Annotated in this window: 21 protein-coding genes and 1 pseudogene; 10 read left to right on the top strand and 12 right to left on the bottom strand. The window is 69.3% G+C overall.

Going from position 1 to position 23,044, the window contains the following annotated elements:
- Positions 1-84: 84 nt before the first annotated feature.
- The 5 genes from VHC04_RS06795 to VHC04_RS06775 all read right to left on the bottom strand — a co-directional run bounded on the left by VHC04_RS06795 (position 85) and on the right by VHC04_RS06775 (position 6,882).
- Complete coding sequence (locus tag VHC04_RS06795) at positions 85-2,784, bottom strand: valine--tRNA ligase (protein WP_325679347.1); 2,700 nt, start codon at positions 2,782-2,784, stop codon at positions 85-87.
- 70 nt (positions 2,785-2,854) lie between these two features.
- Positions 2,855-3,433 carry a DUF2497 domain-containing protein gene (locus VHC04_RS06790; protein ID WP_325679345.1) on the bottom strand — a complete coding sequence of 193 codons (579 nt, stop codon included), beginning with the start codon at positions 3,431-3,433 and terminating at the stop codon, positions 2,855-2,857.
- A 19-nt stretch (positions 3,434-3,452) separates the two neighbouring features.
- Entirely contained in the window at positions 3,453-4,943 is a 1,491-nt protein-coding gene (locus VHC04_RS06785) for a TolC family outer membrane protein (protein WP_325679343.1), read from the bottom strand.
- 290 nt (positions 4,944-5,233) lie between these two features.
- Positions 5,234-5,938, bottom strand: coding sequence for a protein-L-isoaspartate O-methyltransferase family protein (locus VHC04_RS06780; protein WP_325679341.1), 705 nt, complete (start codon positions 5,936-5,938; stop codon positions 5,234-5,236).
- Between the two features lie 386 nt (positions 5,939-6,324).
- Complete coding sequence (locus VHC04_RS06775; protein ID WP_325679339.1) at positions 6,325-6,882, bottom strand: GcrA family cell cycle regulator; 558 nt, start codon at positions 6,880-6,882, stop codon at positions 6,325-6,327.
- Between the two features lie 395 nt (positions 6,883-7,277).
- On the opposite strand from VHC04_RS06775, the gene VHC04_RS06770 reads away from it, so the two are divergent.
- The gene (locus tag VHC04_RS06770) at positions 7,278-9,239 is read left to right on the top strand and encodes an EAL domain-containing protein (protein WP_325679337.1); all 1,962 of its coding nucleotides are present in this window, start codon (positions 7,278-7,280) and stop codon (positions 9,237-9,239) included.
- Here VHC04_RS06770 and pdxY read toward each other — a convergent pair.
- The gene (pdxY, locus tag VHC04_RS06765; RefSeq protein ID WP_413789065.1) at positions 9,204-10,067 is read right to left on the bottom strand and encodes a pyridoxal kinase PdxY; all 864 of its coding nucleotides are present in this window, start codon (positions 10,065-10,067) and stop codon (positions 9,204-9,206) included. The two genes, VHC04_RS06770 and pdxY, sit on opposite strands and share 36 nt — an antisense overlap.
- 266 nt (positions 10,068-10,333) lie before the next feature.
- Between pdxY and VHC04_RS06760 the strand changes: the two genes are divergently transcribed.
- The 5 genes from VHC04_RS06760 (at position 10,334) to VHC04_RS06740 (ending at position 14,582) form a co-directional block, all read left to right on the top strand.
- Positions 10,334-11,410, top strand: coding sequence for an NADH:flavin oxidoreductase/NADH oxidase (locus tag VHC04_RS06760; protein WP_325679335.1), 1,077 nt, complete (start codon positions 10,334-10,336; stop codon positions 11,408-11,410).
- A gap of 23 nt (positions 11,411-11,433) precedes the next feature.
- Positions 11,434-12,033 (top strand): hypothetical protein, encoded by a 600-nt coding sequence (locus VHC04_RS06755; RefSeq protein ID WP_325679333.1) that lies wholly within the window; start codon positions 11,434-11,436, stop codon positions 12,031-12,033.
- Positions 12,034-12,148: 115 nt separating this feature from the next.
- Positions 12,149-13,123 (top strand): S1C family serine protease, encoded by a 975-nt coding sequence (locus VHC04_RS06750; RefSeq protein ID WP_325679331.1) that lies wholly within the window; start codon positions 12,149-12,151, stop codon positions 13,121-13,123.
- A gap of 51 nt (positions 13,124-13,174) precedes the next feature.
- Positions 13,175-13,843, top strand: coding sequence for an MBL fold metallo-hydrolase (locus tag VHC04_RS06745; RefSeq protein ID WP_325679329.1), 669 nt, complete (start codon positions 13,175-13,177; stop codon positions 13,841-13,843).
- Positions 13,844-14,135: 292 nt separating this feature from the next.
- The gene (locus VHC04_RS06740) at positions 14,136-14,582 is read left to right on the top strand and encodes a DNA methyltransferase (protein ID WP_325679328.1); all 447 of its coding nucleotides are present in this window, start codon (positions 14,136-14,138) and stop codon (positions 14,580-14,582) included.
- On the opposite strand, the gene VHC04_RS06735 is transcribed toward VHC04_RS06740, so the two are convergent.
- The gene (locus VHC04_RS06735; RefSeq protein ID WP_325679326.1) at positions 14,561-15,448 is read right to left on the bottom strand and encodes a LysR substrate-binding domain-containing protein; all 888 of its coding nucleotides are present in this window, start codon (positions 15,446-15,448) and stop codon (positions 14,561-14,563) included. The genes VHC04_RS06740 and VHC04_RS06735 overlap by 22 nt on opposite strands.
- A gap of 57 nt (positions 15,449-15,505) precedes the next feature.
- Between VHC04_RS06735 and VHC04_RS06730 the strand changes: the two are divergent.
- Positions 15,506-15,856: pseudogene (locus VHC04_RS06730) on the top strand (pyridoxamine 5'-phosphate oxidase family protein); the annotation flags it as partial.
- Positions 15,857-15,914: 58 nt separating this feature from the next.
- Positions 15,915-16,271: a hypothetical protein gene (locus tag VHC04_RS06725; protein WP_325679637.1), complete on the top strand. Its 357-nt coding sequence runs from the start codon at positions 15,915-15,917 to the stop codon at positions 16,269-16,271.
- Positions 16,272-16,322: 51 nt separating this feature from the next.
- Here VHC04_RS06725 and VHC04_RS06720 read toward each other — a convergent pair whose 3' ends face one another.
- From VHC04_RS06720 to VHC04_RS06710, 3 genes are all read right to left on the bottom strand, one after another.
- Positions 16,323-17,582: an NAD(P)/FAD-dependent oxidoreductase gene (locus VHC04_RS06720; RefSeq protein WP_325679324.1), complete on the bottom strand. Its 1,260-nt coding sequence runs from the start codon at positions 17,580-17,582 to the stop codon at positions 16,323-16,325.
- A gap of 267 nt (positions 17,583-17,849) precedes the next feature.
- Complete coding sequence (locus VHC04_RS06715; RefSeq protein WP_325679322.1) at positions 17,850-18,272, bottom strand: MaoC/PaaZ C-terminal domain-containing protein; 423 nt, start codon at positions 18,270-18,272, stop codon at positions 17,850-17,852.
- Between the two features lie 14 nt (positions 18,273-18,286).
- Positions 18,287-18,769, bottom strand: a complete 483-nt coding sequence (locus VHC04_RS06710) for an FAS1-like dehydratase domain-containing protein (protein WP_325679320.1) — start codon at positions 18,767-18,769, stop codon at positions 18,287-18,289.
- Positions 18,770-18,877: 108 nt separating this feature from the next.
- On the opposite strand from VHC04_RS06710, the gene VHC04_RS06705 reads away from it, so the two are divergent.
- On the top strand, positions 18,878-19,681 hold the full coding sequence (locus VHC04_RS06705; RefSeq protein ID WP_325679318.1) for a metallophosphoesterase: 804 nt from the start codon (positions 18,878-18,880) through the stop codon (positions 19,679-19,681).
- Between the two features lie 82 nt (positions 19,682-19,763).
- Here VHC04_RS06705 and VHC04_RS06700 read toward each other — a convergent pair whose 3' ends face one another.
- Positions 19,764-20,606, bottom strand: coding sequence for a hypothetical protein (locus tag VHC04_RS06700; RefSeq protein WP_325679316.1), 843 nt, complete (start codon positions 20,604-20,606; stop codon positions 19,764-19,766).
- Positions 20,607-20,611: 5 nt separating this feature from the next.
- Here VHC04_RS06700 and VHC04_RS06695 point away from each other — a divergent pair, with 5 nt between their 5' ends.
- Positions 20,612-21,670, top strand: a complete 1,059-nt coding sequence (locus tag VHC04_RS06695; protein ID WP_325679314.1) for a helix-turn-helix transcriptional regulator — start codon at positions 20,612-20,614, stop codon at positions 21,668-21,670.
- Positions 21,671-21,676: 6 nt separating this feature from the next.
- Here VHC04_RS06695 and VHC04_RS06690 read toward each other — a convergent pair whose 3' ends face one another.
- The gene (locus VHC04_RS06690; RefSeq protein WP_325679312.1) at positions 21,677-22,960 is read right to left on the bottom strand and encodes an MFS transporter; all 1,284 of its coding nucleotides are present in this window, start codon (positions 22,958-22,960) and stop codon (positions 21,677-21,679) included.
- Between the last annotated feature and the right edge of the window lie 84 nt (positions 22,961-23,044).

Below are 23,044 nucleotides of genomic sequence, written 5' to 3'. Positions count from 1 at the left end.
TGCGTGACGGCGATGCCGATTCCGGCCACGTGTCGGCAGGCAGGAGGGCGGCCGTCGCGGGCAAGGGCGCCGTCCCGCCCCGCGCTACCCGAGACGCGCCAGCGCCGCGGTCAGGCGGGCGATCTCCGACTCCGCCGCCGCCAGCCGCTCGCGGTTCTCGGCCACGACCTCTTCCTTCGCCCGGGCGACGAAATCGGCGTTCGCCAGCTTCTGCTGCGTCTTCTTCGCATCCGCGGCCAGCTTGTCGCGCTCCTTGGTCAGCCTGGCGCGCTCGGCGCCGAGGTCGATCAGCCCCTCCAGCGGCAGGATCACGGTGGTTTCATCCAGCACCGCCTGCGCCGATCCCGTCGGCACGTCGCCGGACAGGTCCCGCACCTCGGAGGCGCGGGCCAGCCGGCGGATCGCCTCCAGCCAGCGCTCCGCCCGCGCCAGGGCCTCGGCCGGCGCGCCCTGCAGCAGCACCGGGGAGGGTTTCGACGGCGGCACGTTCATCTCATTGCGCACCGACCGCACGAGGCTGATCAGCCGCACCACCCAGTCCAGCTCCGCGCGCGCGGCGGCGGCCTCGGTGACCGGCTGGGCCTCCGGCCATGCGGATCCGATCAGGCTGCATGGCTCGCCATAGCCGAAGCGATCCCACAACTCCTCGGTCACGAAGGGCACCGCCGGATGCAGCAGCCGCAGGGTCAGCCCCAGCACATGCGCGCCGACCGCCCGGATCTCCGCCGCATGCGCCGGATCGGCGCCCTCGGCCAGCAGCGGCTTGGCGAACTCCAGGAACCAGTCGCAGACATCATGCCACACGAAACGATAACAGGCGGCGGCGTATTCATCGAAACGATAGGCATCCAGCGCCGCGGTCGCGTCCGCCAGCGCGGTGTTGAACGCATCCAGCAGCCAGCGCGACAGCGGCAGCCTCGCCGAGGCGGGATCGAAGCCGGGATCGATCCGCATGCCGTTCATTTCGGAAAACCGCGCCGCGTTCCACAGCTTGGTGATGAAGCCGCGATAATCCTGCACGCGGGAGGCACCCAGCTTCACGTCGCGGCCGGGGCCGGTCAGCGCGCAGATGGTGAAGCGCAGCGCATCCGCGCCGTAGCTGTCGATGAGCTCCAGCGGGTCGATGACGTTGCCGCGCGACTTGGACATCTTCTGCCCTTTCTCGTCGCGCACCAGGCCATGGATGTAGACGGTACGGAACGGCACGTCCTTCATGAAGTGATGGCCCATCATCATCATGCGGGCGACCCAGAAGAAGATGATGTCGAAACCGGTGACCAGCACGTCGCCGGGATAGTAACGATCCAGCTCCTGCGTCCTGTCCGGCCAGCCGAGGGTGGAGAACGGCCACAGCGCGGCGCTGAACCAGGTGTCCAGCACGTCCTCGTCCTGCGTCAGCACCTCGTCGCGGCCATACCGGGCGCGGGCGAGGGCGGCGGCCTCCGCCGCATCCTTGGCGACGAACACCGACCCGTCCGGCCCGTACCAGGCCGGGATGCGATGGCCCCACCAGAGCTGGCGGGAGATGCACCACGGCTGGATGTCGCGCATCCAGGCGAAGAACGTGTTTTCCCACTGCTTCGGCACGAACACGGTCCTGCCGGTCTCCACCGCCTCGATCGCCGGCTTTGCCAGCACCTCGGCGTTGCAGTACCACTGCGTGGTCAGCAGCGGCTCCACCGGCACGCCGCCGCGGTCGCCGTGCGGGACGGTGTTGGTGTGCGGCTCGATCTTCTCCAGCAGCTCCAGCCGTTCCAGCTCCGCGATGATGGCGGCGCGCGCCTTGAACCGGTCCGTCCCGGCCAGCGAACGCACGAAGGCGGGATCGGCGACGCCGTCCACCGCGCGCAGATCGGCCTCGATCTCGGTCAGCGTGATAGCGGCCTGCTTGTCCAGCACCGACGGCATCGGCAGGCCGTGGCGCCGCCCGACCTCGAAATCGTTGAAATCATGCGCCGGGGTGATCTTCACCGCGCCGGTGCCCTTTTCCGGATCGGCGTAAGTGTCGGCGACGATCGGGATCGAGCGGCCGACCAGCGGCAGGATCGCCCGCTTGCCGATCAGCCCCGCCATCGCCGGATGCTCCGGATGCACCGCCACCGCGGTGTCGCCCAGCATCGTCTCGGGCCGCGTGGTGGCGACGATGATGAAACGGCCGGGTTCCCCCTCCACCGGGTAGCGCAGATACCACAGCGAACCCTTCATATCCCGGTTCTCGACCTCCAGGTCGGAGATCGCGGTCTGCAGCTTCGGGTCCCAGTTCACCAGCCGGCGGTCGCGGTAGATCAGGCCCTCGCGGTACAGGGTGACGAACACTTCCCGCACCGCCTCGGACAGGCCGGCATCCATGGTGAAGCGCTCGCGCGGCCAGTCCAGCGAGGCTCCCAGGCGGCGCAGCTGGCGGGTGATGGTGCCGCCCGATTCGGCCTTCCATTGCCAGACCCGCTCGACGAAGGCGTCGCGGCCCATGTCGCGGCGGTCCTTGCCGTCGGCGGCCAGCAGCCGCTCCACCACCATCTGCGTCGCGATGCCGGCATGGTCGGTACCCGGCTGCCAAAGCGCGTCGCGGCCCTGCATCCGCCGCCAGCGGATCAGCGTGTCCTGGATCGTGAAGGTCAGCGCATGTCCCATGTGCAGGCTGCCAGTGACGTTCGGCGGCGGGATCATGATGGTGAAGGGCTGCGCGTTGGACGACGGGTCGCAGGCAAAGCTGCCGTTTCTCTCCCAGCCTTCATAAAGGCGGGGTTCCACGTCCGCGGGCGCGAACCGGCTGTCCAGGGTCATCTGTGTCTCGATCACTGTGTCAAACGGGCCAGGCCCCCGGCGGGGCCAGCGGGGCGAAACCGGCCTCCTATCAGGAAACCGCCCGGCCGACGACCCTTTCGATTTCAGCCCTGACCAGCCGTTCCACGAGGTCGGGCAGGTGGCTGTCCAGCCATTCCTTCAACAGCGGGCGCATTTCCGCCCGCACCAGGTCCTCCAGGGTGGGCCCGCCGCGATGGACCTGGGTGGACCGGCTGGCCGCCAGCGTGCGCAGCAGCCCGTCGACCGAGGATGCCGCCGCCGCCGCGGCCTCCGGCGCCAGCAGCGCCGCCGGCGCGGTCACGCCCTCGGTTCGGGCGAGGTCGGGCGGCGGCAGGGCAGCGGCGGCGCCAGCCGCCGGTTCGGCGGCCTCGGCACGGTGATCGGCGGCGGGATGGTCCGTCGCGGCGTGCTCCGCCAGGAGCGGGGCCTCGTCGGCCGGTGTGACCAGCATGGAGCGATCCAGCACCAGGACGTCGTCGTCCGCCTCGGCCTGCGGCTGGGGCTCCGGCGGCGGTTCGGCCGCCGCGCTGGTCTCGTCCTCGTTCAGGATGCGCCGGATCGAGGCGAGGATCTCCTCCATCGACGGGTCGGCGGCATCCTGCGTGGTGGCCTTGGTCGGCTCCGGCATGGGTTGTGTCACCTCATGGTCAGCGGCCCGGCTGGTCGGTGGCGTAGTCGCCCAGGCCGGCCCAGCGGTCCTTCACGGCGTTGTAATAGGCGGTGTCGTCATACAGCGGCACCGGCAGGTGCAGGTCGCGTGCCGTCAGGCGGCCGATCGCCGACGCCACCTGGTAGGAGGCGATGACCACCTGCGACAGCGCGGTGACCAGGTTGGTGCGGGAGTTCAGCAAGGTCTGCGTCGCGTTCAGCACGTCCAGCGTGGTGCGGCTGCCGACGATCGCCTCGCGCTCCACGCCTTCCAGCGCGACCTCGTTGGCCCTGATCTGCGCCCGCGTGCTCTCGGCCGCGGCCCTGGCGGCAACCAGGGTATCCCAGGCCTGCACGGCCGCCTGCACCGCGATCCGGCGCTGATTTTCGATCTCCCGCTGGGATTGCTGCTGCGTCTGCCGTGCCTTGCGCACGCCGGAGTATTCCGAGCCGCCCTGGTACAGCGGCACGCTGACCTGTGCGGTGACGGCATAGCCATTGGTGGACGTGCTGCGGGAAGCGGCGTTCTGCTGCTGGAAGGTCTGCCCCTGGACGCTGACCTGCGGCATCAGCTGCGAGAAGGCGACGTCGATCGCATCCTTGTTGGCCGCGTTGTTGAACATCGCGGTCAGCACGTTCGGGTTGTTGGTCGAGGCCAGCTGCGCCGCGTCCTGCTCTGTTCTCACCGGCAGGGCCAGCGGCTGCGGCTCGATCAGGTCGTCGGGCGGATCATAGCCGATGACCTTCGTGTAGGTGGCGCGCGCCGTCTGCAGGTCACCCTCGGCCTTCTCCCGGGATGCCTTGGCGCCTTCCAGTGCCGCCTCGGCCTGGGCGACGTCGGTGCGGGTGATCTCTCCCACCCGGAACCGGTCGTTGGTCGCCTGCAGCTGCTTGGCCAGCACCTGCTCGTTGTTGACCTGCAGGGCCAGGAGCTGCCGAGCGGAGATGACGCCGACATAGGCGCTGACGGTGTCGCTGAAGCTGCTTTGTTCCTGCGCCAGCAGGGTCGCCCGCTCGGCGTAGACCTGGTTCTTCGCCTGGTTGACCTGCGCCTGTGTCCGTCCACCGGTATAGATGTTCTGCGTGACGGTCGCCTGCGCCGTGCCGATCAGCCGGTCGTTCCGGGAGTTCACCACCCTGTTCAGCGTCGACGTATAGGCGCGTGTCATGCCATCGCCGTAGCCGGTGGAGCCGGCGATCACCACGGTGGGGCGCCAGCCGGACAGCGCGGCGGGCACGTTTTCGTCCGTTGCCCGCAGCTTGGCCCGCTCCGCCTGCAGGGCCGGCTGGTTCGAATAGGTTGCCGCCAGCGCTTCGGCCAGCGTGCGCGGGGTGCCGGGATCGCCGCTGCGCGCGGACCTGGCGGCCGGTTTGCGCGGCTGCGGCGCCGCTGCCGTCGGCTTGCGCGCCGTGGGTGCCGTTTGCGCCATGGCCGTGGCTGACACCGCCACGACGCTGAGGCTCAGGAGCAGACCAAGACGCAGACCCATAGGTACTCTCCCAAGGGCGTCGGCAGCGCCGCCCCTCAATATCGGCAGACTTTCTGAACAACCGGTTAACGGCGCGTTGCCGCAATGCGCCCACGGTGCATGTGTGTGCAGATTTCCCCTGAACCGAGGCGATCTGTCTAGCATTCCCTGCAAAACGCGTGCGTTAGCGGACCATATTGCGTCCCCGGTGTGGCTTTTGCGGCGCGTGCCGGGCGGTTGGTCAAGTCCGATTGCCGCCGGTCAAATTGCCGCCGGTCAAATTGCCGCCGGTCGCATGGACGGGACGCCGGTCAGAACTCGAAGACCGGCGCCTTGCGCAGCGACGGCAGCAGCGGCGTTCCGCAATCGAACAGAGGACAGGTGCGCAGCCCGGCCGCCGTCATCTCGCCGATGACGGCCTGGGTGATGCCGGCGCCGGTGTCGAGCACCGTGAGCAGCCGGCCGGTGACCGGCGCGAGCTGTCCCGTCAATGCCGCCGGAACCTCGGGGACCGCGCCCTCGATGACGATGAGGTCGAAGGGCGCCTCCGCGGCCCAGCCATCTGCCAACGGACCGGTGACCAGGGTCACGTTCGGCGCTTCCCGCGGCAGCACCTCGCGGGCAAGGCGGATCAGGTCGGGGTCTTCCTCCAGCGCGAAGACCTTGCAGCCACAGGCGTCCAGCACCGCGGCGCCGTATCCCGCGCCCGCGGCGACGACCAGAGCCCGTTCGCCATCCCGCGGGTTCGCGGCTTTCAGCATGCGCGCGAGCACCATCGGTTCCATCAGGAAACGGTCATGGCCCAGCGGCACGTCCTCATCCAGATAGGCCATGTGGCGCCGCGCCGCCGGCACGAAGCCTTCGCGCGGGATGCGCCGCATCGCCGCCAGGATGCGCGGGTCGTTCACCCGGTTGGGGCGAATCTGGCTGTTGACCATGCAGATGCGCGCGACGGTGGCAAGATCGTCGTCGGACGCGGGGGAAGCGGCGCTCATCGTGGCGCTATCGATTGTCATCGGGACTCTCGGCTACAGGATCGCGGTCCTTATAGCGGCGGGCCCATCCGCCCGCCAAGCCGGGACCGGCCGGCTCGATCGCCTGACCCGGGCGCCTGACCCGGGCGCCTTGCCAGAGCGTCTTGCCAGAGCGCCTTGCCCGGGCGCCCCAACCCGGGTGCCGGCGCCACCGCCGGCGACCCGGGCCCGACTCGCCGGAGGTGGCGGCCCGTCATCCGGACACGCCGGCTGCCTCGCTTCACGCTGTTCACCCATCACCCCGGGGATTCCACGGTCCGGATATCCGCCGCCCGGGGAGCCGTCGCCCCAGAGATCCACGGCTAGATCCACGGCTAGATCCACGGTCCGGGGATTCCACGGTCCGGGCCGGCCACGGCCGGTCCGCCTCAGGCCGCGTCCTCCTTCCGGTCGCGGATGCGGACATAGGCGAGCCTGGCGTGTTCCTCGCAATATGGCTTGCCGGGGACCGACGCCCCGTCACAGAAGCGGAAATCCTTCTTGCCCGGCTCTCCGATCGGCCAGCAGCACGCGGGGGCGCTGCGGCGCGACGGGGACGGCGCGGCGACCGGCCGCACGGGCGGCGGAGGCGGCGCGACCGGCCGCGGCAGCGGCGTCACCGGCCGCAGCGCCTGGGCCGGCGGGGCGGCAACGGAGACCGCCGGGGATACGGCATGGGACATGCCGCCGGAGGCGTGCACGGGCGCGGCGGCGCTGGGCAGCGGCGGCAAGGTCGGACCGGCGGGACGCACGGTCGGGGCAGGACGCTCCGTCCGTGGGGAAGCCTCTCGGCGGATGGGGGAGGGCCGCGCGGTCAGGTCGAGCCGATGGGCCTTGCCGACGATGGCGTTCTTCGATACGCCAAGCCGCCGGCCGATTTCGGCCGTGGAAAGACCCTGATCCCACAATTCCCTCAAGCGCTGGATCGTTTCCTCGCTCCATACCATATCATGGTCCCTTGAGAGGTTCTAACTACTAGATACGGTATAGGCAGGCGTCCGACGCGGCAAGGGCGGAATGCCGCCGGGCATCAGAAAGCTGTGGACAACTATCAATGTCCCGCCCACCGGCGCCGCCGCCCTGTGGGTAACCGTGGGTTGTGGCGACCCGCGCCGGGTCAGCCGGTTAACCAAGGCTTAAGCATCCCCTGCTAGTCCGGGCCCGGGACGCGGAGGTTGCGGTGAATCGCCTGGATGAACGCCCTGAGGGAACCCCGCCAACGGGCTCCCGGCCAACGAAATTTTTGCCAAAGGGACATTCGCCAAAGGGACATTCGCCGGAAGGGCTTTCGCCGGACGAACCAGAGGGGCCCTTGCCAGAGGGGCCCTTGCCAGAGGGGCCCGTGCCAGAAGGGCCTTCGCCAGAGGGGTCTCGGCATGACGGACAGTCCGCCGATGCCGACGACCTCGCCGAGATCGTCCGGCGCGCCCCGATCGGACTCCTCAGCTTCGATACCGCGGGCATGGTGCTCATGATCAACCCGTCGGCGCGCGCATTGCTGTATCCGCTGCTGCCCGACACGCCGCTGGAGAATGTCTTCACCGGCCTGGCCGCCATCTGCCCGGACCTGATGGAGAAGGTCGCGGGCTTCACCGCGCCCAGCGGCACCATCCTCGATCAGCGCCAGCTGCGCGCCGTCGCTGGCGCCCACGCCGTGACGCTGTCGCTGAGCGTCAGCCGCCTGCGGCCCGGGCTGCACCTGGCCGTCGTGCGCGATCTCACCCGGCTGAACGACATGATCGCCTTCGCCTTCGCCTCGGCGGACGTGCTGATCGATCTGGACCCGGACGGCACGATCCGCTGGGCCGGCGGCGCTGTCAGCACCGTGTTCGACATGCCGTCGCGGGACGCGGTCGGGCGCCAGCTCTGCAGCCTGATCGCGCCGCGTGACAGGGAGGCACTGGCGCGGGCCCTGGCCGTGATCGCCTCGCGCGGCCGGCTCGCGCCGTTGCTCCTCGGCGTCGCCAATGCCGCCGAAAGCCGGCACGTGCTGTCCGGCATGCTGGTGGACGGGCCGGCGCCGCGCTACCTGCTGACATTGGCGCCGCCCCCGGACGGCAAGGTGTCGTCGCTGCCCTGGGTCCGTGGCGGGCGGGACTTTCAGATCGAGGCGGCCAACTGGCTCAAGGCCGGGCAGGCCGGCGTCATGGGCCTGCTGGACGTGAAGGGCCTCGACGCCACCCACCGCGGCGCGCTGACCCATATGATCGGCCGGCTGGCCGCGGAGACCGGCGGCGACCACGTGGTGCTGGGGGAGATCAGCGACGGGCGTTTCGGCATCCTGGGCCCCGGCCCGATCGACATGGCGCAGCTGTCCCGCTCCCTGAGCGGCCTGGTCGGCAGCTCTCTGGGCGGCACCGCCGCCGAGGTGCGGCAGACCACGATCGACCTGAATGCCGGGCTGCTGAGCATCAGCCAGTCGGTGCAGGCGCTGCGCCTGGCGCTGTCGCGCTTTGGCAGCGGCGGGATCGACGGCGTCGAGGCCCTGGGCGGCGCCAAGGGCCTGTCGGGCATCATCGAGCAGGTGAGTACCCGCAAGCGCGCGCTGGCCGCGCGGATCACCGGCTCGCGGTTCACCCTGGCGTATCAGCCGGTGGTGTCGTTGCGGGACCGGCAGATCCATCATTACGAGGCGCTGCTGCGCCTGCCGCCGGACGCATCGGACGCGATGGGGACTCAGGATTTCGTCACGATGGTGGAGGCCCTGGGCCTGTCTCCCGACCTGGACCTGGCGGTGCTGCGCCGAGCGGTGCGGGCCATCCGGCGGACGGGTGCCTCGATCGCGGTGAACGTGTCCGGCCGGTCCATCGTCAGCCCGACCTTCGTGCAGAAGCTGCTGGCGGAACTGGTAGGCTTGCCGCCGCGCCGCCTGCTGGTGGAGATCACCGAGACCGTTGAGATCGAGGACATGGCCGCGGCCGCGATGCAGGTGGACCGGCTGCGCGCCGCGCTGGTCGCCGTGTGCCTGGATGATTTCGGCGCCGGAAGCGCCTCGTTCCGCTATGTGCGCGACCTGCGGGTGGACTACCTGAAGATCGATGGCGCCTTTGTGCGATCCGCCTCCGAGGGGCAGCAGGGCCGGTCCTTCGTGCGGGCGATGCAGGACATGGCCGCCTCATCAAAGGCCGAGACGATCGCGGAAATGGTCGAAACCGAGGAAGATGTGTCGCTGATGCTGGAACTAGGCGTGCAATACGGCCAGGGCTTCCTGTTCGGACGGCCCGGACCGATTCCGGGCGGTGACGCGCCGGATGGCGTCGCCGCCGGGTCAGCACGTCTCGGCGTGGAACAGCCGGGACGGTGACACGAACTCCTCCTGGGCGGCGACGGTCAGGATTTCCCGCGATCCCGCCTCGGCGGTCCGTTTCAGCAGGCCGTAAATGGAGGAGCCGGCCGCCTCCAGCGCCGCGACGGCGCTGCCGGTGCGCAGCCGGTGGAACAGGAACAGCGCGGCGATGGCGTCGCCGGCACCGTTGATGTCCAGCGCCAGTCTCGGCGTGCGCAGCCGGTGGAAGCCGCCCGCCTCGAAGGTCAGCATGTCCAGGCAGTCCGGCGGGGTCTCTGCGGTGTCCAGGCTGGTGACCAGCACGCAGGCCGGCCCCTGGTCGTGCATATCCGCGCGCAGGCGCAGCACCGCGCGCTTCGCCGCCTCCAGCGTCGGGCACGCGTGCCCGGTCAGGCGCTCCAGCTCGAACCGGTTCGGGGTCAGGATGTCCGCCGCGGGCACCGCGTGGTCGCGCAGGAAATCCTCGATCCCTGGCCGCACGAACACGCCGCGGCCGACATCGCCGATCACCGGGTCGCAGCAATACAGCGCCCGCGGATTGGCCCGCCGCACGCTGGCGACGGCGTGCAGGATCGCATCGCCGATATCCGCCCCGCCGACATAGCCGCTGAGCACGGCGTCACAGCCGCCCAGCACGCCGCGATCGGCGATGCCGTCCACCACGTCCCGTACCGAGTCGCCGGTATGGACGGAGCCGCGCCAGGCACCGTAGCCGGTGTGGTTCGAAAACTGCACCGTGTTCACCGCCCAGACCTCGGCGCCCAGGCGCTGCAGCGGAAAGACGGCGCTGGCATTGCCGACATGGCCATAGGCAACCCAGGACTGGATGGACAGGATGTTCACCATCGCGCACCCCCGACGGTCTGTGCCGCTCCGTAGTATCGCGCCTTGCCGCGCCGCGATACCGCGATACCGCGTTGCCGCGCCATCGGCCGACGCCGCCGGGCGCCGACACCCGCTTATCGATGCCGGATTGCCGGTGTGGGTTTGCCGATGCGCGATCGCCGGTGCCGGGTTTGCGGGCATCGGCCGCGCGGCGCCGGGTGGCTTCAGGCGTGCGACGCGGTATATGGCTTCATCGATCGCTCCTCGAACCAGGAATCACGTCCCGGATGTCCACGCCTCTGCTCTTCCAGCCGATCAGCTTCCGGTCGGTGACCGCCCGCAACCGCATCGTGGTGGCGCCGATGTGCCAATACAGCGCCGTCGAAGGACTCGGCACCGACTGGCATGTCCAGCATCTGGGTGCTCGGGCCGCCGGTGGCGCCGGCATCGTGATCGCCGAGGCGACCGCCGTGTCCGCCATCGGCCGCATCACCCATGGCTGCCTGGGCGGCTACACACCGGAGCACCAGGGGCTGCTGACCCGCCTGGCGTCGGTGATCGGGCTGTGCGGCGCGGTGCCGGGCATCCAGCTGGCGCATGCCGGCCGCAAGGCGTCCTGCCAGGTGCCCTGGGAAGGTGGCAAGCCGATCCCGGTGGCGGATGGCGGCTGGACCCCCGTCGCCCCCAGCGCCCTGCCGGCCACGGACGGCGCGACCGTGCCGCACGCGCTGACGACGAATGAGATCGCCGGCATCGTCGGCCAGTTCGCCGCCTTGGCCCGCATGGCGCGGCAGGCCGGGTTCAAGCTGGCCGAGATCCATGGCGCGCACGGCTATCTGGGCCATTCCTTCCTGTCGCCCGTGTCCAACCACCGCAACGATGGCTATGGCGGCGACCTGAAGGGCCGCGTTCGCTTCCTGATGGAAGTGATCGAGGCGGTGCGGGTCGAATGGCCGTCCGACCTGCCGCTATGGGTCCGCCTGTCGTGTTCCGACTGGGTGGCCGGCGGCCTGACCATCGAGGACACCGTCGCGGTATCCCGGATGATCGCCGATACCGGGAAGGTGGACCTGATCGACTGCTCCTCGGGCGGCGTGGCGCCGGACCAGACGATCCCGTCGCTGCATCCCGGCTACCAGGTGCCGTTCGCCGACGCGATCCGCAACCGCGCGGGCATCGCCACCGGCGCGGTCGGTCTGATCACCGAACCGACCCATGCGGCGGAGATCGTGGCCAATGGCCGCGCCGACGTGGTGCTGCTGGCGCGTGGCCTGCTGGCCGATCCGGCCTGGCCGCTGCGCGCTGCCAAGGCGCTGGGCGTGAAACCGGCGCTGCTGCCGCAATATCTGCGCGCGGCACTGTGATGATGCCTGTTGTGATAATGCCCGTGGGGACGATGCCCGTGGGGATGATGCCCGCCGGCATGAAGGCCGCGGGGACGGTGGCCCGGCCCACGGTGCGGACGGCGCTGCTGCGCGCGGCGCTGCCGGTCCTGCTGCTGCCGCTGTTCGGCTGCGGCCCCAGCCGTAATGAGTTCGCGCCGGCCTGTCCGGTCGCGCAACTGGTTCCGGCCCTGGCCGACGTCACGCAGTTCAACGGCACCGGCCGCGACCTGACGGACATGGTGGTGCAGGCCCATGTCACCCGGGTCGACGGGGAATGCTCCCAGGGATCGGACGACAACACGCTGGCGGCCAAGGTATCCGTTACCATCTCGGTCCAGCGCGGGCCCGCGATGGCGGGGCGCCAGGCGGACCTGACCACCTTCGTCGCGGTGATGCGTGGCGGCGAGGTGATCGACAAGCAGTTGCTGCCGGTGCGGGTCGATTTCCCGCCCAATGTCGATCGGGTCACGCTGACCAGCAAGGGGCTGGAGCTGGCGCTGCCGGTCGGCAATGGTGTCGCCGGTCCCTCCTATCACATCATCGCGGGATTCCAGCTCACACCCGAGCAGGTCGAGGCGAATGAGCGGTCGCGGTCACGATGAATCGCCCGTTCGGCGGGCCTCGACATTGTCCACCGCGCGGAAAGAGCCGATATAGTCGGATGCCATGAGCGATACGCCACCGAAGGGACGCCCAAATCAGGGACGACGTCGAGGCATGAAAAAGGAAGACTGGGAGATTCCGCCCAATCTGCAGCCCGACCCGAGCGACTACTCCTTCGACCTGGAGCGGGCGCTGAGAGCGGTCGTGAGCCTCAAGACCTATATCCCGGCCGATGCGTTTACCGCGAATACGCTGGGAACCGAGCGGGCCGGTAGCGGCGTTGTGATCTCCGATACCGGCCTGATCGCGACGATCGGCTATCTGGTGACCGAGGCTGAAACGATCTGGATCACCTCCAATGACGGCAAGGCGGTGCAAGGCCACGCGCTCGCCTTTGACCAGGAATCCGGCTTCGGCCTGGTGCAGGCCCTGGGCAAGCTGGACCTGCCGGTGCTGGAACTGGGCGACTCGGATCGGCTGAAGGTCGGCGACCAGGCGGTGATGGCCGCCGGCGGCGGGCGCCACCACGCGATCGAGACGCGGATCGTCGGCCGCCAGGAATTTGCCGGCTACTGGGAATACGTGCTGGACGACGCGCTGTTCACCGCGCCAGCACACCCGTTCTGGGGCGGCTGCGGCCTGATCGGCACCGACGGCAAGCTGCTGGGCATCGGCTCGTTGATCCTGCAGCAAGGGGACGGGAAGGGGAACCGGCTGGACATGAACATGATCGTGCCCATCGGCCTGCTGGCGCCCATCATGCAAGACCTGCTGAGCTTCGGCAAAGTCAACCGCCCGGCTCGGCCCTGGCTGGGCATGTACGCCACCGAATCCGATGACACGCTGGTAATCGGCGGACTGGCCGATAACGGACCGGCCGAACAGGCGGGGTTGCGCGCCGGGGACAGGATTCTGACGGTGAATGACGAGGATATCCCCGACCTGGCCGGGTTGTGGCGCCGGGTCTGGTCGTCCGGCAGCGCCGGGGCCGAGGTGCGGATGCGGATCGAACGGGACGGGTCGCCGCGGCGGATCGCCATCCGGTCGGCGGACCGCATGAGCTTCCTGAAATCGCCCAAGCTTCACTGATACCCACGCCGCAGCATTGACACACGCCGCATTGATGTCGGAGTTGCACCGATGACGGACGCCCCCACCGCCCGCCTGCGCGGCGCCATCGTGCCGGTGACCCCGTTCCAGCAGAATTGCGCCATCCTGTGGGATGAGGCGTCGAAGCAGGCCATGGTCGTCGATCCCGGCGGCGACGTGGACCGCATCATGGCCGCCATCGCGCAGACCGGCGTGACGGTGCAGCGTATCCTGCTGACCCATGGTCACCTGGACCATGCCGGCGGCGCCACCGGCCTGCAGGCGGCGCTGGTGGCGAAGACCGGCTTCCGGCCGCCGATCGAGGGACCGGACCGCCGCGACGCGTTCCTGCTGGACGGCATCGCCGACCAGGCGGCCCAGTACGGGTTCGCGGCACAGAACGTCGCCCCCGATCGCTGGATCACCGAGGGTGAAACGATCACGCTGGGCCCGCACGTGTTCGAGGTGCTCCATTGCCCCGGCCACACGCCCGGCCACCTGGTCTACGTCCATCGCGCGGCGCGCTTCATCCTGGTCGGCGACGTGCTGTTCCAGGGTTCGGTCGGCCGCACCGATTTTCCCTATGGCGACCATGATGCCCTGATCGCCGCGATCAAGACCAAGCTGCTGCCGCTGGATGACGATTATTCGTTTCTGTGCGGACATGGTCCTGGTTCCACCATCGGCGCCGAGCGGGCGGGCAACCCGTTCCTGCGCTGACCGGGGACTGGTTGGTGCCGTCCAGGCGGACGCTTCCTTGTCCGGCTTCGTCACAGCGGACCGAGGACAGCGAGGCCGAGGACAATCGGATCGGGAACAATAGGACCGGAACCGGCCGGATCGGAGCTGGCCGGACTGGAGTTGGTCAGGTTGGCGTCGCTCATGCCATTGCCGATCAACCATCGGCCCATCTGGCGCCTGCCCACCTGGCGCTGGGCCACCAGACCTGGACCACCACACGCTGCCGGACGCGCTGCGGCGTTTCACCCTGGATGGCGCGCCGACACAGGAGGTGCGGGAGGGCGGACTTCGTTACTTCGTCAATGCATTCTGGACCGCCGGGCAACGCCAGGCGCACAGCCTGCACGAGGTCAGCTACCGCGCCTGTTTTAAGCCGCAGCTTCCGGCCTTCTTCATCGATCGCCTGACGCGGCCCGGCGAGCGGGTGTACGACCCGTTCTCCGGCCGCGGCACGACGGCGCTGCAGGCGGCGCTGATGGCGCGCGCGCCGGCCGCCAACGACGTCAATCCGTTGAGCGCGATGCTATGCGCCCCGCGGCTGAACCCGCCGCCACTGACGGCCATACAGGCGCGGCTGGCGAGGATCGACCTGGACGCGCCGCCCGGCGCCATGGCCGATCCCGCCGTTCCCGACCTGCTGGCCTTTTACCATCCGAACACGCTGCGCTTCAGGCGATCGCGCCCAACCCCGCCGCATCAGGGTCCGGCCCTGAAATGAGCACGCGCGGCCGCGACGAACGCCGCGACATTCGCCGATCCGACGCGATGCGCCGGATGCACGACGCTGACGGCGTAGGGCGCGGTGGCATGATCCTCCAGGATCAGGCGCAGACGCCCGCTCCGCAGCGATGCCTCGGCCTGGTATGAGGCGGTGCGCGTGATCCCGAAACCGTCCTCGACCGCCGCGATGGCCGCGTCGGCGGTGTTCATGATCAGCCGCGGCTCGATACGAATGACGATCCTCTGGTCGTGGCCGAACCGCCATTCGGTTGCCGATCCCACGGTCTCGGCCGCAACGATGTCATGGCCGGCCAGCTCCGCGGGCGTCGCCGGCACGCCGCGCGCGGCCAGATAGGCCGGGCTGGCGACCGTCACACGCCGCACCTCACCGAGTTTCAAGGCCACCAAAGCGCTGTCCGGCAGCGCGGCCAGGCGGACCGCGGCATCGATCCCTTCCTCGACGAGGTTCGAGACCCGGTCGGACAGCACCAGCCGGATGGACAGGTCCGGATGGTCGCGCAGCAGGCGGCGCACGACCGGCAGCACGTGCAGGCGGCCGAACATCAGCGGCGCGCCCACAGTCAGCAATCCGCGCGGGGCGGCCGCCTCGCCGCGGAGCCGGCGTTCCGCATCGTCCAGGTCGGCCAAAATGCGGCGGCAATCCTCCAGATAGGCGGCGCCAGGACCGGTCAGCCGCACGCTGCGGGTGGTGCGGCGTAGCAGCATCAGACCCAGCTCCTCCTCCAGCCGCGCGACGCCGCGTGTCACCGCCGTGGGAGACAGGCGCAGGTGACGGGCCGCGCCGGCGAAGCTGCCGCGCGTGGCAACGGCGACGAAGGCGCGCATCGCATCCATCCGGTCCATGCCGTTTATGTCCGTTCTGGCAAGGGTGAAGTGCCAATAGGGGTGATTATCGCGGAGATGGCAATGCCCTACATCGGGTGCGTGACGCAGGAGGTCCCGATGGTTCAATCCTTCCTCGACATCGCCTCGACCCCGGCGGTGATCACCGCGCAGCAGGAGAATGGCAGCCGCGCCGTCGCCGCCCACAGCGCCGCGACGCGCGTCTGGACCCGTTTGGAGGAGCGGGAGATGGCGTTCATCGCGGCACGCGACACCGTCTTCCTGGCGACCGTCTCGGAGACTGGATGGCCGTATGTCCAGCATCGCGGCGGGCCACCGGGTTTCGTGAAGGTGCTGGATGAGACCACGCTGGCCTTCCCCGATTTTCGCGGCAACCGGCAGTACATCACCCTCGGCAATGTGCGCGCCAACGATCGCGCCGCGCTGATCATGATCGATTATCCGAATCGCCGTCGCCTGAAGCTCTATGCGCATCGAGGAGCGGGATCTGGCCCGCGACCCGGCCCTGGCCGGTATCCTGGCGCTGCCCGGATATCGGGGTATGCCGGAGCGGGGGATCGTGCTGCACGTCCAGGCATTCGACTGGAACTGCCCGCAGCACATCACGCCGCGCTTCACCGAGGCCGAGATCAGCGCGTCGCTCGCCCCGATGATGGCGCGGCTGGAGGCCCTGGAGACGGAAAACGCGGCGCTGCGCGCGGGGATCGCCGCGCCACCTGGGGGCGTGCCAAAGGGAGTGCCAGCGGAAGCGCCAGTGGAAGCGCCAGTGGAAGCGCCAGTGGAAGCACCAGTGGAAGCACCAGAGCCGGCACCGGCCGGCTGATGGCCGGGCCGGCGAAGGGGCCGGCCCAGAGGCGGGGGAGCTCGCTGGCCGTCAGGCGAAGCGCCGCGCCGCGTACGGCGCCATGTCCAGGCCAGGCGGACGCCCGGCCACCAGATCGGCGACGATTTTGCCGCTCTTCGCCCCCGCCGTCAGCCCGACATGGCCGTGGCCGAAGGCGTGGATGACATCGGCGCATCCCGAGGCCGGGCCAAGCACCGGAAGCCCGTCCGGCGTGGAGGGCCGATGTCCCATCCACATCCGCACCCGGTCCGCCGGCAGGTCTTTCGGCAGGTCTGGGAAGATCGACAGCGCGGATGCCAGCAGCACCTGGGCGCGGTTCCAGTTCGGCGCGGCGTCCAGGCCGGCCAGCTCGACCTGTCCGGCCAGGCGCAACCCAAGCGGGGTCATGACACAGGCCATTTTCCCGTCGCTGGGCATCATCGGATAGCGCAGCTGAATCCCGGGATCGCTGATCACCACGTGGTAGCCCCGCTCCGTCTCCAGCACCACGCGGTCGCCGGCGGCGGCGGCGAGCTGCTTCGACCAGGCCCCCGCGGCGATCACCGCCTTGTCACAGGCGACCTCTCCGCTGTCCAGCGTCACCGCCCGCAGCCGGCCGCTATCGATGCGAAAGCCGGTGGCGCGTGCCTGGCGAAGAGTGGCGCCCTGCGCCATGGCGAGACGGCCGAGCGCGGCGACATAGGCGCCGGGGTCTCGGCATTGGCCGTTTTCCTCGACCAGTAGGGCGAATCTGTAGCGGCGCGCCAGGTTCGGCTCTCGCTGGCGGAGCTCGTCCTCGTTCAGTTCCAGCCAGCGCGTCCCGCACTGGCGGCGGATGCGCCAGGACAGGCCCTCCGCCTCGAACGCCGCACGATCGGGGAAGGGGAACAGCACGCCCTGCCGCACCATCAGTTCGGCGACGCCGGCTTCCTCGGCCAGGGCAAGATGCAGCGCCGGCGCATCGGCCAGCAATGGCTGCAGCGCCCTGGCGGTCGCGGCGACCTTGGCCTCGGTGGCGCCGGCGGCGATGAAGCGGCGCAGCCAGGGCAGCAGGCGCGGCAGGTAGGACCAACGGATGGTCAGCGGGCCCAGCGGATCGCGCAGATAGCCGGGCACCTTCTTCCAGATGCCGGGCGAGGACATCGGGATGACGGAGCTGGGGTTCAGCAGCGTGCCATTGCCATAGCTGGCGGATTGTTCGCCGCCGGGCTCGCCGGGCTCGATCAGCGTGACCTGATGACCGTCGCGCTGCAGTTCGATGACGCTGGCGAGGCCGACGATTCCCCCGCCGATGACGACGACATGGCTCATTCCCGGTCAGATACCATATCCGGCCGGGTTGTGGATGCGGTTGATTCGGCGGCGTGGTGGCTGGCATCGGCGGGACGCGGCGCGGGCGTCGCGGACAGCCGGCCGGCGGGAAAAGGTCCCGGATCGCAGGATGGCCCCAGAAGGAGAGTGGCCCCGGAAGGAGAATGGCCCGGCGGGAAAAGGTCCCGGACGGAGAGTGGCCCCGGAAAAGAAGATGGCCGCGGTCCCGGGACCGCGGCCATCATCGGCGTCCAGCGGAGGCGCCGGTCAGGGATCGACGCGCGCGGTCGCGGTGCCCGAAACGACTTCCTTGCCGTCCTGGTTGGTGGTGGACAGCTTCAGGTCGACCAGCTTCTGGCCGTTCTCCTCGCGCAGGCCGTCCACCGTGATGGTGGTGTCCAGCGTGTCGCCGGGCCAGACCTGGTTGGTGAAGCGCACGCCGAACTTGGTCAGGCGTCCGTCGCCGACATAGTTGGTCAGCGCCTTGCCGGTCAGGCCCATGGTCAGCATGCCATGGGCGAAGACACTCGGGTACCCCGCGGCCTGCACGGTGTAGACCTCGTCGGTGTGCAGCGGGTTGTAGTCTCCCGATACGCCCGCGTACTGGACGATCTGGGTGCGGGACAGGTTCTCGACGACGCGTTCCTTCTTCGTGTCGCCGACCTTCAGGGCGGATGCCTTCAATGCCATTGTCCTGTCTCCCCTCAGCCCTGATCCACCGGACGTTCCGTCGTGACACCCACACCACGCGCCGTCATGACGAGTTCGCCCTTCTGGTCGCGGTATTCCGTGATCCGCTCCCGGAACGTCAGCTTGCCGGCGCGCTTGCTTTCCCGCTCCCAGGTCTTGCCGGGCTTGGTTTCCACCGTCAGCACATCGCCGGGGCGCAGCGGGCGGTGATATTCGTAATGCTGCTCCGCGTGCAGGCCGCCGCTGGAGGATGGCTTGCCCTCGATCCCGCTGGGGCCCTTGGCGGAACCGAACCATTTCTGACCGGGCTTCGGACGCAGGTGATAGTCGGGATCAAACTGCGCCACGGCCTGGGCGAAGGTGGGGGGCGCGATGATGCCGCCAACCTCGGTGGCTTTCGCGGCCTCGGCGTCGTGATACACGGGGTTGGTGTCGCCGACAGCGCGCGCGAACATCATGATATGGGTCGCTTCGACGGGGAAGGTTATCTTGGCCAAGGGATTCCTCCGGTTGCTCGGACCGGGGCAGGTTAGCAGGCTCGACGAAAAGCGAAACCGTCCCCGCGGCATGGCTGCCGCCGGACGCAACGGCACGGGGGACGGGGCATGAGGCGGCCGCTGCGGCGCGTGCGGAAGGCGGAGCTGGAGGCCGCCGACATCGCGACGTTCCGGCCGCGGGTGGCGGCGGCGACCGCCGAGTCGGTCCGCTGGCTGGTCGCGCCGGGGCGGATGCCGTTCGGGCGGCGCGCCTATGTGATCGGCGATGTGCACGGCGCGCGCGCCAGCCTGGACGCGCTGCATGCGCAGATCCGCCAGGACCTGTCGGCCCGTCCGGTGCGGGCGGCGACGGTGGTGCATCTGGGCGATTACATCGACCAGGGGCCGGACAGCGCCGGGGTGATCCGTGCGCTGATGGGCGATCCGGTGCCGGGCGCACGGCTGGTGGCCCTGCTGGGTGATCATGAGCGCATGCTGCTGGACGCGCTGGATGGCGACCGGGCCGCCGCGACCGACTGGCTGTGGGCCGGCGGCGGGGCGGCGCTGGAGAGCTGGGGGCTCAGCCCCGACCTGCCGCGCGAGGACTGGGTGGCGGCCCTGCCGGCCGACCAGATCGCCTGGCTGCGTGGCCGGCCCCTGTCACATCGCGAGGGCGCCTATCTGTTCGTGCATGCCGGCCTTCGGCCGGGGGTCGCGCTGGATCGCCAGAGCCGCGACGACCTGCTGACCATTCGCCAGCCCTTTCTATCGGCGGAACAGCCGTTCGAGGCGGTGGTGGTGCACGGCCATTCCTCGGTGCCGGCGGTGGCGATCCAGCCGAACCGGATCGGCCTGGACACCGGCGCCGGCATGGGCGGCAAGCTGAGCTGCGCGGTGCTGGAGGATGACGTGGTTGGATTGATCGCGGTCTGACCGCGTGGAACTGATCGCGGTCTGACCGCGTGGGGCTGATCGCGGTCTGACCGCGCGGGATTGATCGCGGTCCGACCACCTGTCAGTCGAGGCCGCCGCGCCGGCGGCATCTCGTTTTCCGCGTCCACAGCAGCCCGGCAATTCCTACTGCGAACACGGCCAAGCCGCCAGGCTCGGGCAAAATGGCCGACCAGGCGATGTTGCCCAGGGGGGGATACGGGACGAAATATCCATCATCGGAGTTGAACACGTCCGATGTGGAACCGACGCGGCTTGAATAGGTGACCGGCCCGAACGACTGGCGGAGATCGAACGGAAACGGCGAGAACTGGTCGCTCCAGATCGCATTGTAGCCGAGGGTGTCACCGATAGTGAGTTCATACAAGATGACCCCGCCGCCAAAATCGGTTGCTGTCATGGCGATCGCCACGCTGGTCAGCCGGGTCGTTCCCAGGCCGCCAATCGTCAACTGGCCGGTGACCGCCCTGTTGATTTCGTTGCCATCGCTGCCTGACACATCATCGGTATCACCCGTCAGAGTGAACGTGATGGCCTGGTGGCTGAACAGGGTCGCTCCCAGCGTTCCCGACCCGGTGCCCGTCATCGTGTAGGTGATCGGCACCGCCGAAGCGGCGTCCGGCCGCGCGGCCAGCAGCGCGGTCAGCAGCATTGGGATCAGGGGGAAGCCCGGCTTCAGGCTACTCGTGTTCGTTCGGCGCATGTCGGTACTCCCACGCATGTTTCGGATGGCGGGCCGAGTCCCGATCCGACCCGTGCGGCCAGGATGAAGAGCGGTGGAAACGCCAGCAATCGCAACGAAACGGCGCGGCACGTTTTGCTGATGAATCCGTACTTCGCTTGGTGAAGCTGTACCGGCCATGATAAGGTTGCCGCGCACTCGATGATGGCGAACGGGGCGGAGCATGCCGCGTGATCCGATTTGATGCCTCCCTTCTGGAATCGTTCGAACGGGCCGCGATACGGGCGGACGATATCGACATCGGCGGCCGCTTTACCCGCAAGCTCGCGGTGCTCAACGGCGTCATGTCGTACCGCTTGCGCAAATCCGGCACAGACCAGACCGGCGGAGACGGCGTCGTCAGCGTCCAGGCCGTGCGCCCGGTCGGCCGGCTGCGGCCCGCCTACAATGCGGACCGCCTCGCCACCGATATCCAGATCATCGGCGACGGACAGCCGCATCTGTACGGGTTCGTGATGATGCTGTCGGGGGCGGCCCAGATGCTGGCGGGGCCGAACGGCACCGCGACCGCCCATGGCGGTACCGGAATGATCCTGCGTGGACTTGCGGATACACGTCTTACCACAACCGATGATAGCGCTCGGCTCGTCCTATGGATCGAAACCGAACGGATCGAACGCGCATTGACCGCCTGGCTGGGGGAACCGCCGCGCCGCGACCTGGCATTCATGCCCGAGATCGACTGGACGGTGCCACCCGCCGGAGCGGTGCGGCGGCTGATCGACCACCTTCTCACCGATCTGCGCGATCCGCTCGGACTCGCCAGCGATCCGGTTGCGGTTGCAACATTCACCGACCTGTTGCTGCAAGCCATCCTTCATCGCCTGCCGCACAATCACTCCGACCGGCTTCAAGGCAGCCGCGGCGTCGCCATCCCCGCGCATCTGCGGCGCGCCGAGATGTTCATGGACGCATCGGCCGACCAGCCGATCTCGCTGACCGATGTGGCCCAGGCGGCGGGATGCAGCCTGTCCACCATGCGGGCCGCGTTCCGCCGCTTTCGCGACACCACGCCGCTGGCCGCGCTGCAGGAGGTCAGGCTGCGCCATGTCCGCCGAGCCCTGGCCAGCGCGCCGGACGATGTGCCGACCCGGGTGATCGCCAGGCGGTTCGGCTTCAGCAACCCCTCCCGCTTCATCGCCGCCTATGGCCGCCGCTTCGGCGAACACCCCGCGGAGGCGAGGCAGCGGGCGGAGGCGCCCGGCGCCGCCGGCACGCCGGAGACATAGCCGCCTCTATTCCGCCCGCGGTCCTTCCCCCCGCGGTCCTTCTCGCAGTTCCGGCACGCTCCACCACACCCAGATCAGGTTCGCCAGCAGCAGCAGGGTGGTGATCGCGAACACCCAGCGGATGCCCAGCCCGGCGGCGATGCCGCCACCGCTCAGCGGACCCAGCGAATTGCCCAGGAACGTCGCTGACGCGGTCATGCCGTAGATCGAGCCTCGCCGCTCCCGCGGCACGGAACGGCCGATCAGCGCGTTGGCGGTCGGCAGGATGCCGCCGATGAACAGGCCGACCGCGAAGCGCCAGGCCAGGAAGCTCCAGTAGCTGTCGGAGAAGATCTGCGGCGCGCTGGTCAAGGTGGCGCCGGCCAGGCAGATCAGCAGCACCTTCCGATAGCCGATGACGTCGCTGCGGTTGCCCAGGAACGGCGCGGCGATCAGGTTCGCCAGGCCAGTGATGGAGAACGCGATGCCCGACAGGGTCGCGAGCTGGGGCGGAGAGCCGATCAGCTCCTGCACGAACAGCGTCACCACCGGCGCCACGGTGCGGGTGCTCAGCTGCGCCATCAGCAGCACCAGGAACAGCGCCATCAGCGCCGAGGAACCCGTCAACATCCGCAGGCCGGCGCCCAGCGGTTCCTTGCGCGCCGAGGGCGGCACGGGCGTGAAATCCTCGTGCACGATCGCCCAGACCAGCAGCAGCCCGGCGATGGTGATGGCGGCGCACAAATAGAACGGCGTGCGGTAGCTGCCGGCAATGTCGGCCAGCGCGCCGCCGATCACCGGCCCGACCAGGGAGCCGACGAGCTGGCCGGAGGACAGCCAGCCCAGCGCGTAGCCCAGCCGCCGCTCCGGCACCTGGGACGCGACCAGCGCGATGGCGGCCGAGGAGAAGCCGGCGAACAACCCCATGATGAAGCGGGCGCCGAAGAACTGCCAGACATTCGCCGACATCCCCATCAGCGCCGTGAACAGGGCGATGGCGAAGCTGGACCGCAGCAGCGCGACCTTGCGGCCATAGCGGTCGGCGACCCGGCCCCAGACCGGCGAGGCGAAGGCCGCGACGAAGGAGGTCGCGCCGGTGATGATCCCCGACCACCAGAACACGCCGGCATCCGTCTCCACGCCCAGTTCAGGGAGCATCAGCGGAATGATCGGGCTGAGGAAGTTGATCGCCGCGGTCATGATGAACTGGATGAACACCATCGCCCAAAGGGTGCGCTTCCAGGACGTGTCCTCGGTTCGCAGCCGCGGCGGCGCGGCTGGCGCTGTCATCTCGTCGGCGTCATCGGTCATCGGCCCGATGCTATCGGATCGGGGGCGGATGAAAAGCCGGCACCCGCAGGCCGCCGCGTCTGATGCCGCGTCTGATGCCGCGTT

This window comes from Rhodopila sp. (assembly GCF_035548095.1).
Classification (GTDB): Bacteria; Pseudomonadota; Alphaproteobacteria; order Acetobacterales; family Acetobacteraceae; genus Rhodopila.
Note: the sequence above shows the minus strand (reverse complement) of the source record. Positions and strands in the feature narration are given on the sequence as shown.

Excerpts from the sequence above, each read along its gene's own strand:
- VHC04_RS06795 (WP_325679347.1), bottom strand. The coding sequence starts at position 2,784 with ATGACCCTGGACAGCCGGTTCGCGCCCGCGGACGTGGAACCCCGCCTT.
- VHC04_RS06790 (WP_325679345.1), bottom strand. The coding sequence starts at position 3,433 with ATGCCGGAGCCGACCAAGGCCACCACGCAGGATGCCGCCGACCCGTCG.
- VHC04_RS06785 (WP_325679343.1), bottom strand. The coding sequence starts at position 4,943 with ATGGGTCTGCGTCTTGGTCTGCTCCTGAGCCTCAGCGTCGTGGCGGTG.
- VHC04_RS06780 (WP_325679341.1), bottom strand. The coding sequence starts at position 5,938 with ATGACAATCGATAGCGCCACGATGAGCGCCGCTTCCCCCGCGTCCGAC.
- VHC04_RS06775 (WP_325679339.1), bottom strand. The coding sequence starts at position 6,882 with ATGGTATGGAGCGAGGAAACGATCCAGCGCTTGAGGGAATTGTGGGAT.
- pdxY (WP_413789065.1), bottom strand. The coding sequence starts at position 10,067 with ATGGTGAACATCCTGTCCATCCAGTCCTGGGTTGCCTATGGCCATGTC.
- VHC04_RS06760 (WP_325679335.1), top strand. The coding sequence starts at position 10,334 with ATGTCCACGCCTCTGCTCTTCCAGCCGATCAGCTTCCGGTCGGTGACC.
- VHC04_RS06750 (WP_325679331.1), top strand. The coding sequence starts at position 12,149 with ATGAAAAAGGAAGACTGGGAGATTCCGCCCAATCTGCAGCCCGACCCG.
- VHC04_RS06745 (WP_325679329.1), top strand. The coding sequence starts at position 13,175 with ATGACGGACGCCCCCACCGCCCGCCTGCGCGGCGCCATCGTGCCGGTG.
- VHC04_RS06735 (WP_325679326.1), bottom strand. The coding sequence starts at position 15,448 with ATGGACCGGATGGATGCGATGCGCGCCTTCGTCGCCGTTGCCACGCGC.
- VHC04_RS06725 (WP_325679637.1), top strand. The coding sequence starts at position 15,915 with ATGCGCATCGAGGAGCGGGATCTGGCCCGCGACCCGGCCCTGGCCGGT.
- VHC04_RS06720 (WP_325679324.1), bottom strand. The coding sequence starts at position 17,582 with ATGAGCCATGTCGTCGTCATCGGCGGGGGAATCGTCGGCCTCGCCAGC.
- VHC04_RS06715 (WP_325679322.1), bottom strand. The coding sequence starts at position 18,272 with ATGGCATTGAAGGCATCCGCCCTGAAGGTCGGCGACACGAAGAAGGAA.
- VHC04_RS06705 (WP_325679318.1), top strand. The coding sequence starts at position 18,878 with ATGAGGCGGCCGCTGCGGCGCGTGCGGAAGGCGGAGCTGGAGGCCGCC.
- VHC04_RS06700 (WP_325679316.1), bottom strand. The coding sequence starts at position 20,606 with ATGCTCCGCCCCGTTCGCCATCATCGAGTGCGCGGCAACCTTATCATG.
- VHC04_RS06690 (WP_325679312.1), bottom strand. The coding sequence starts at position 22,960 with ATGACCGATGACGCCGACGAGATGACAGCGCCAGCCGCGCCGCCGCGG.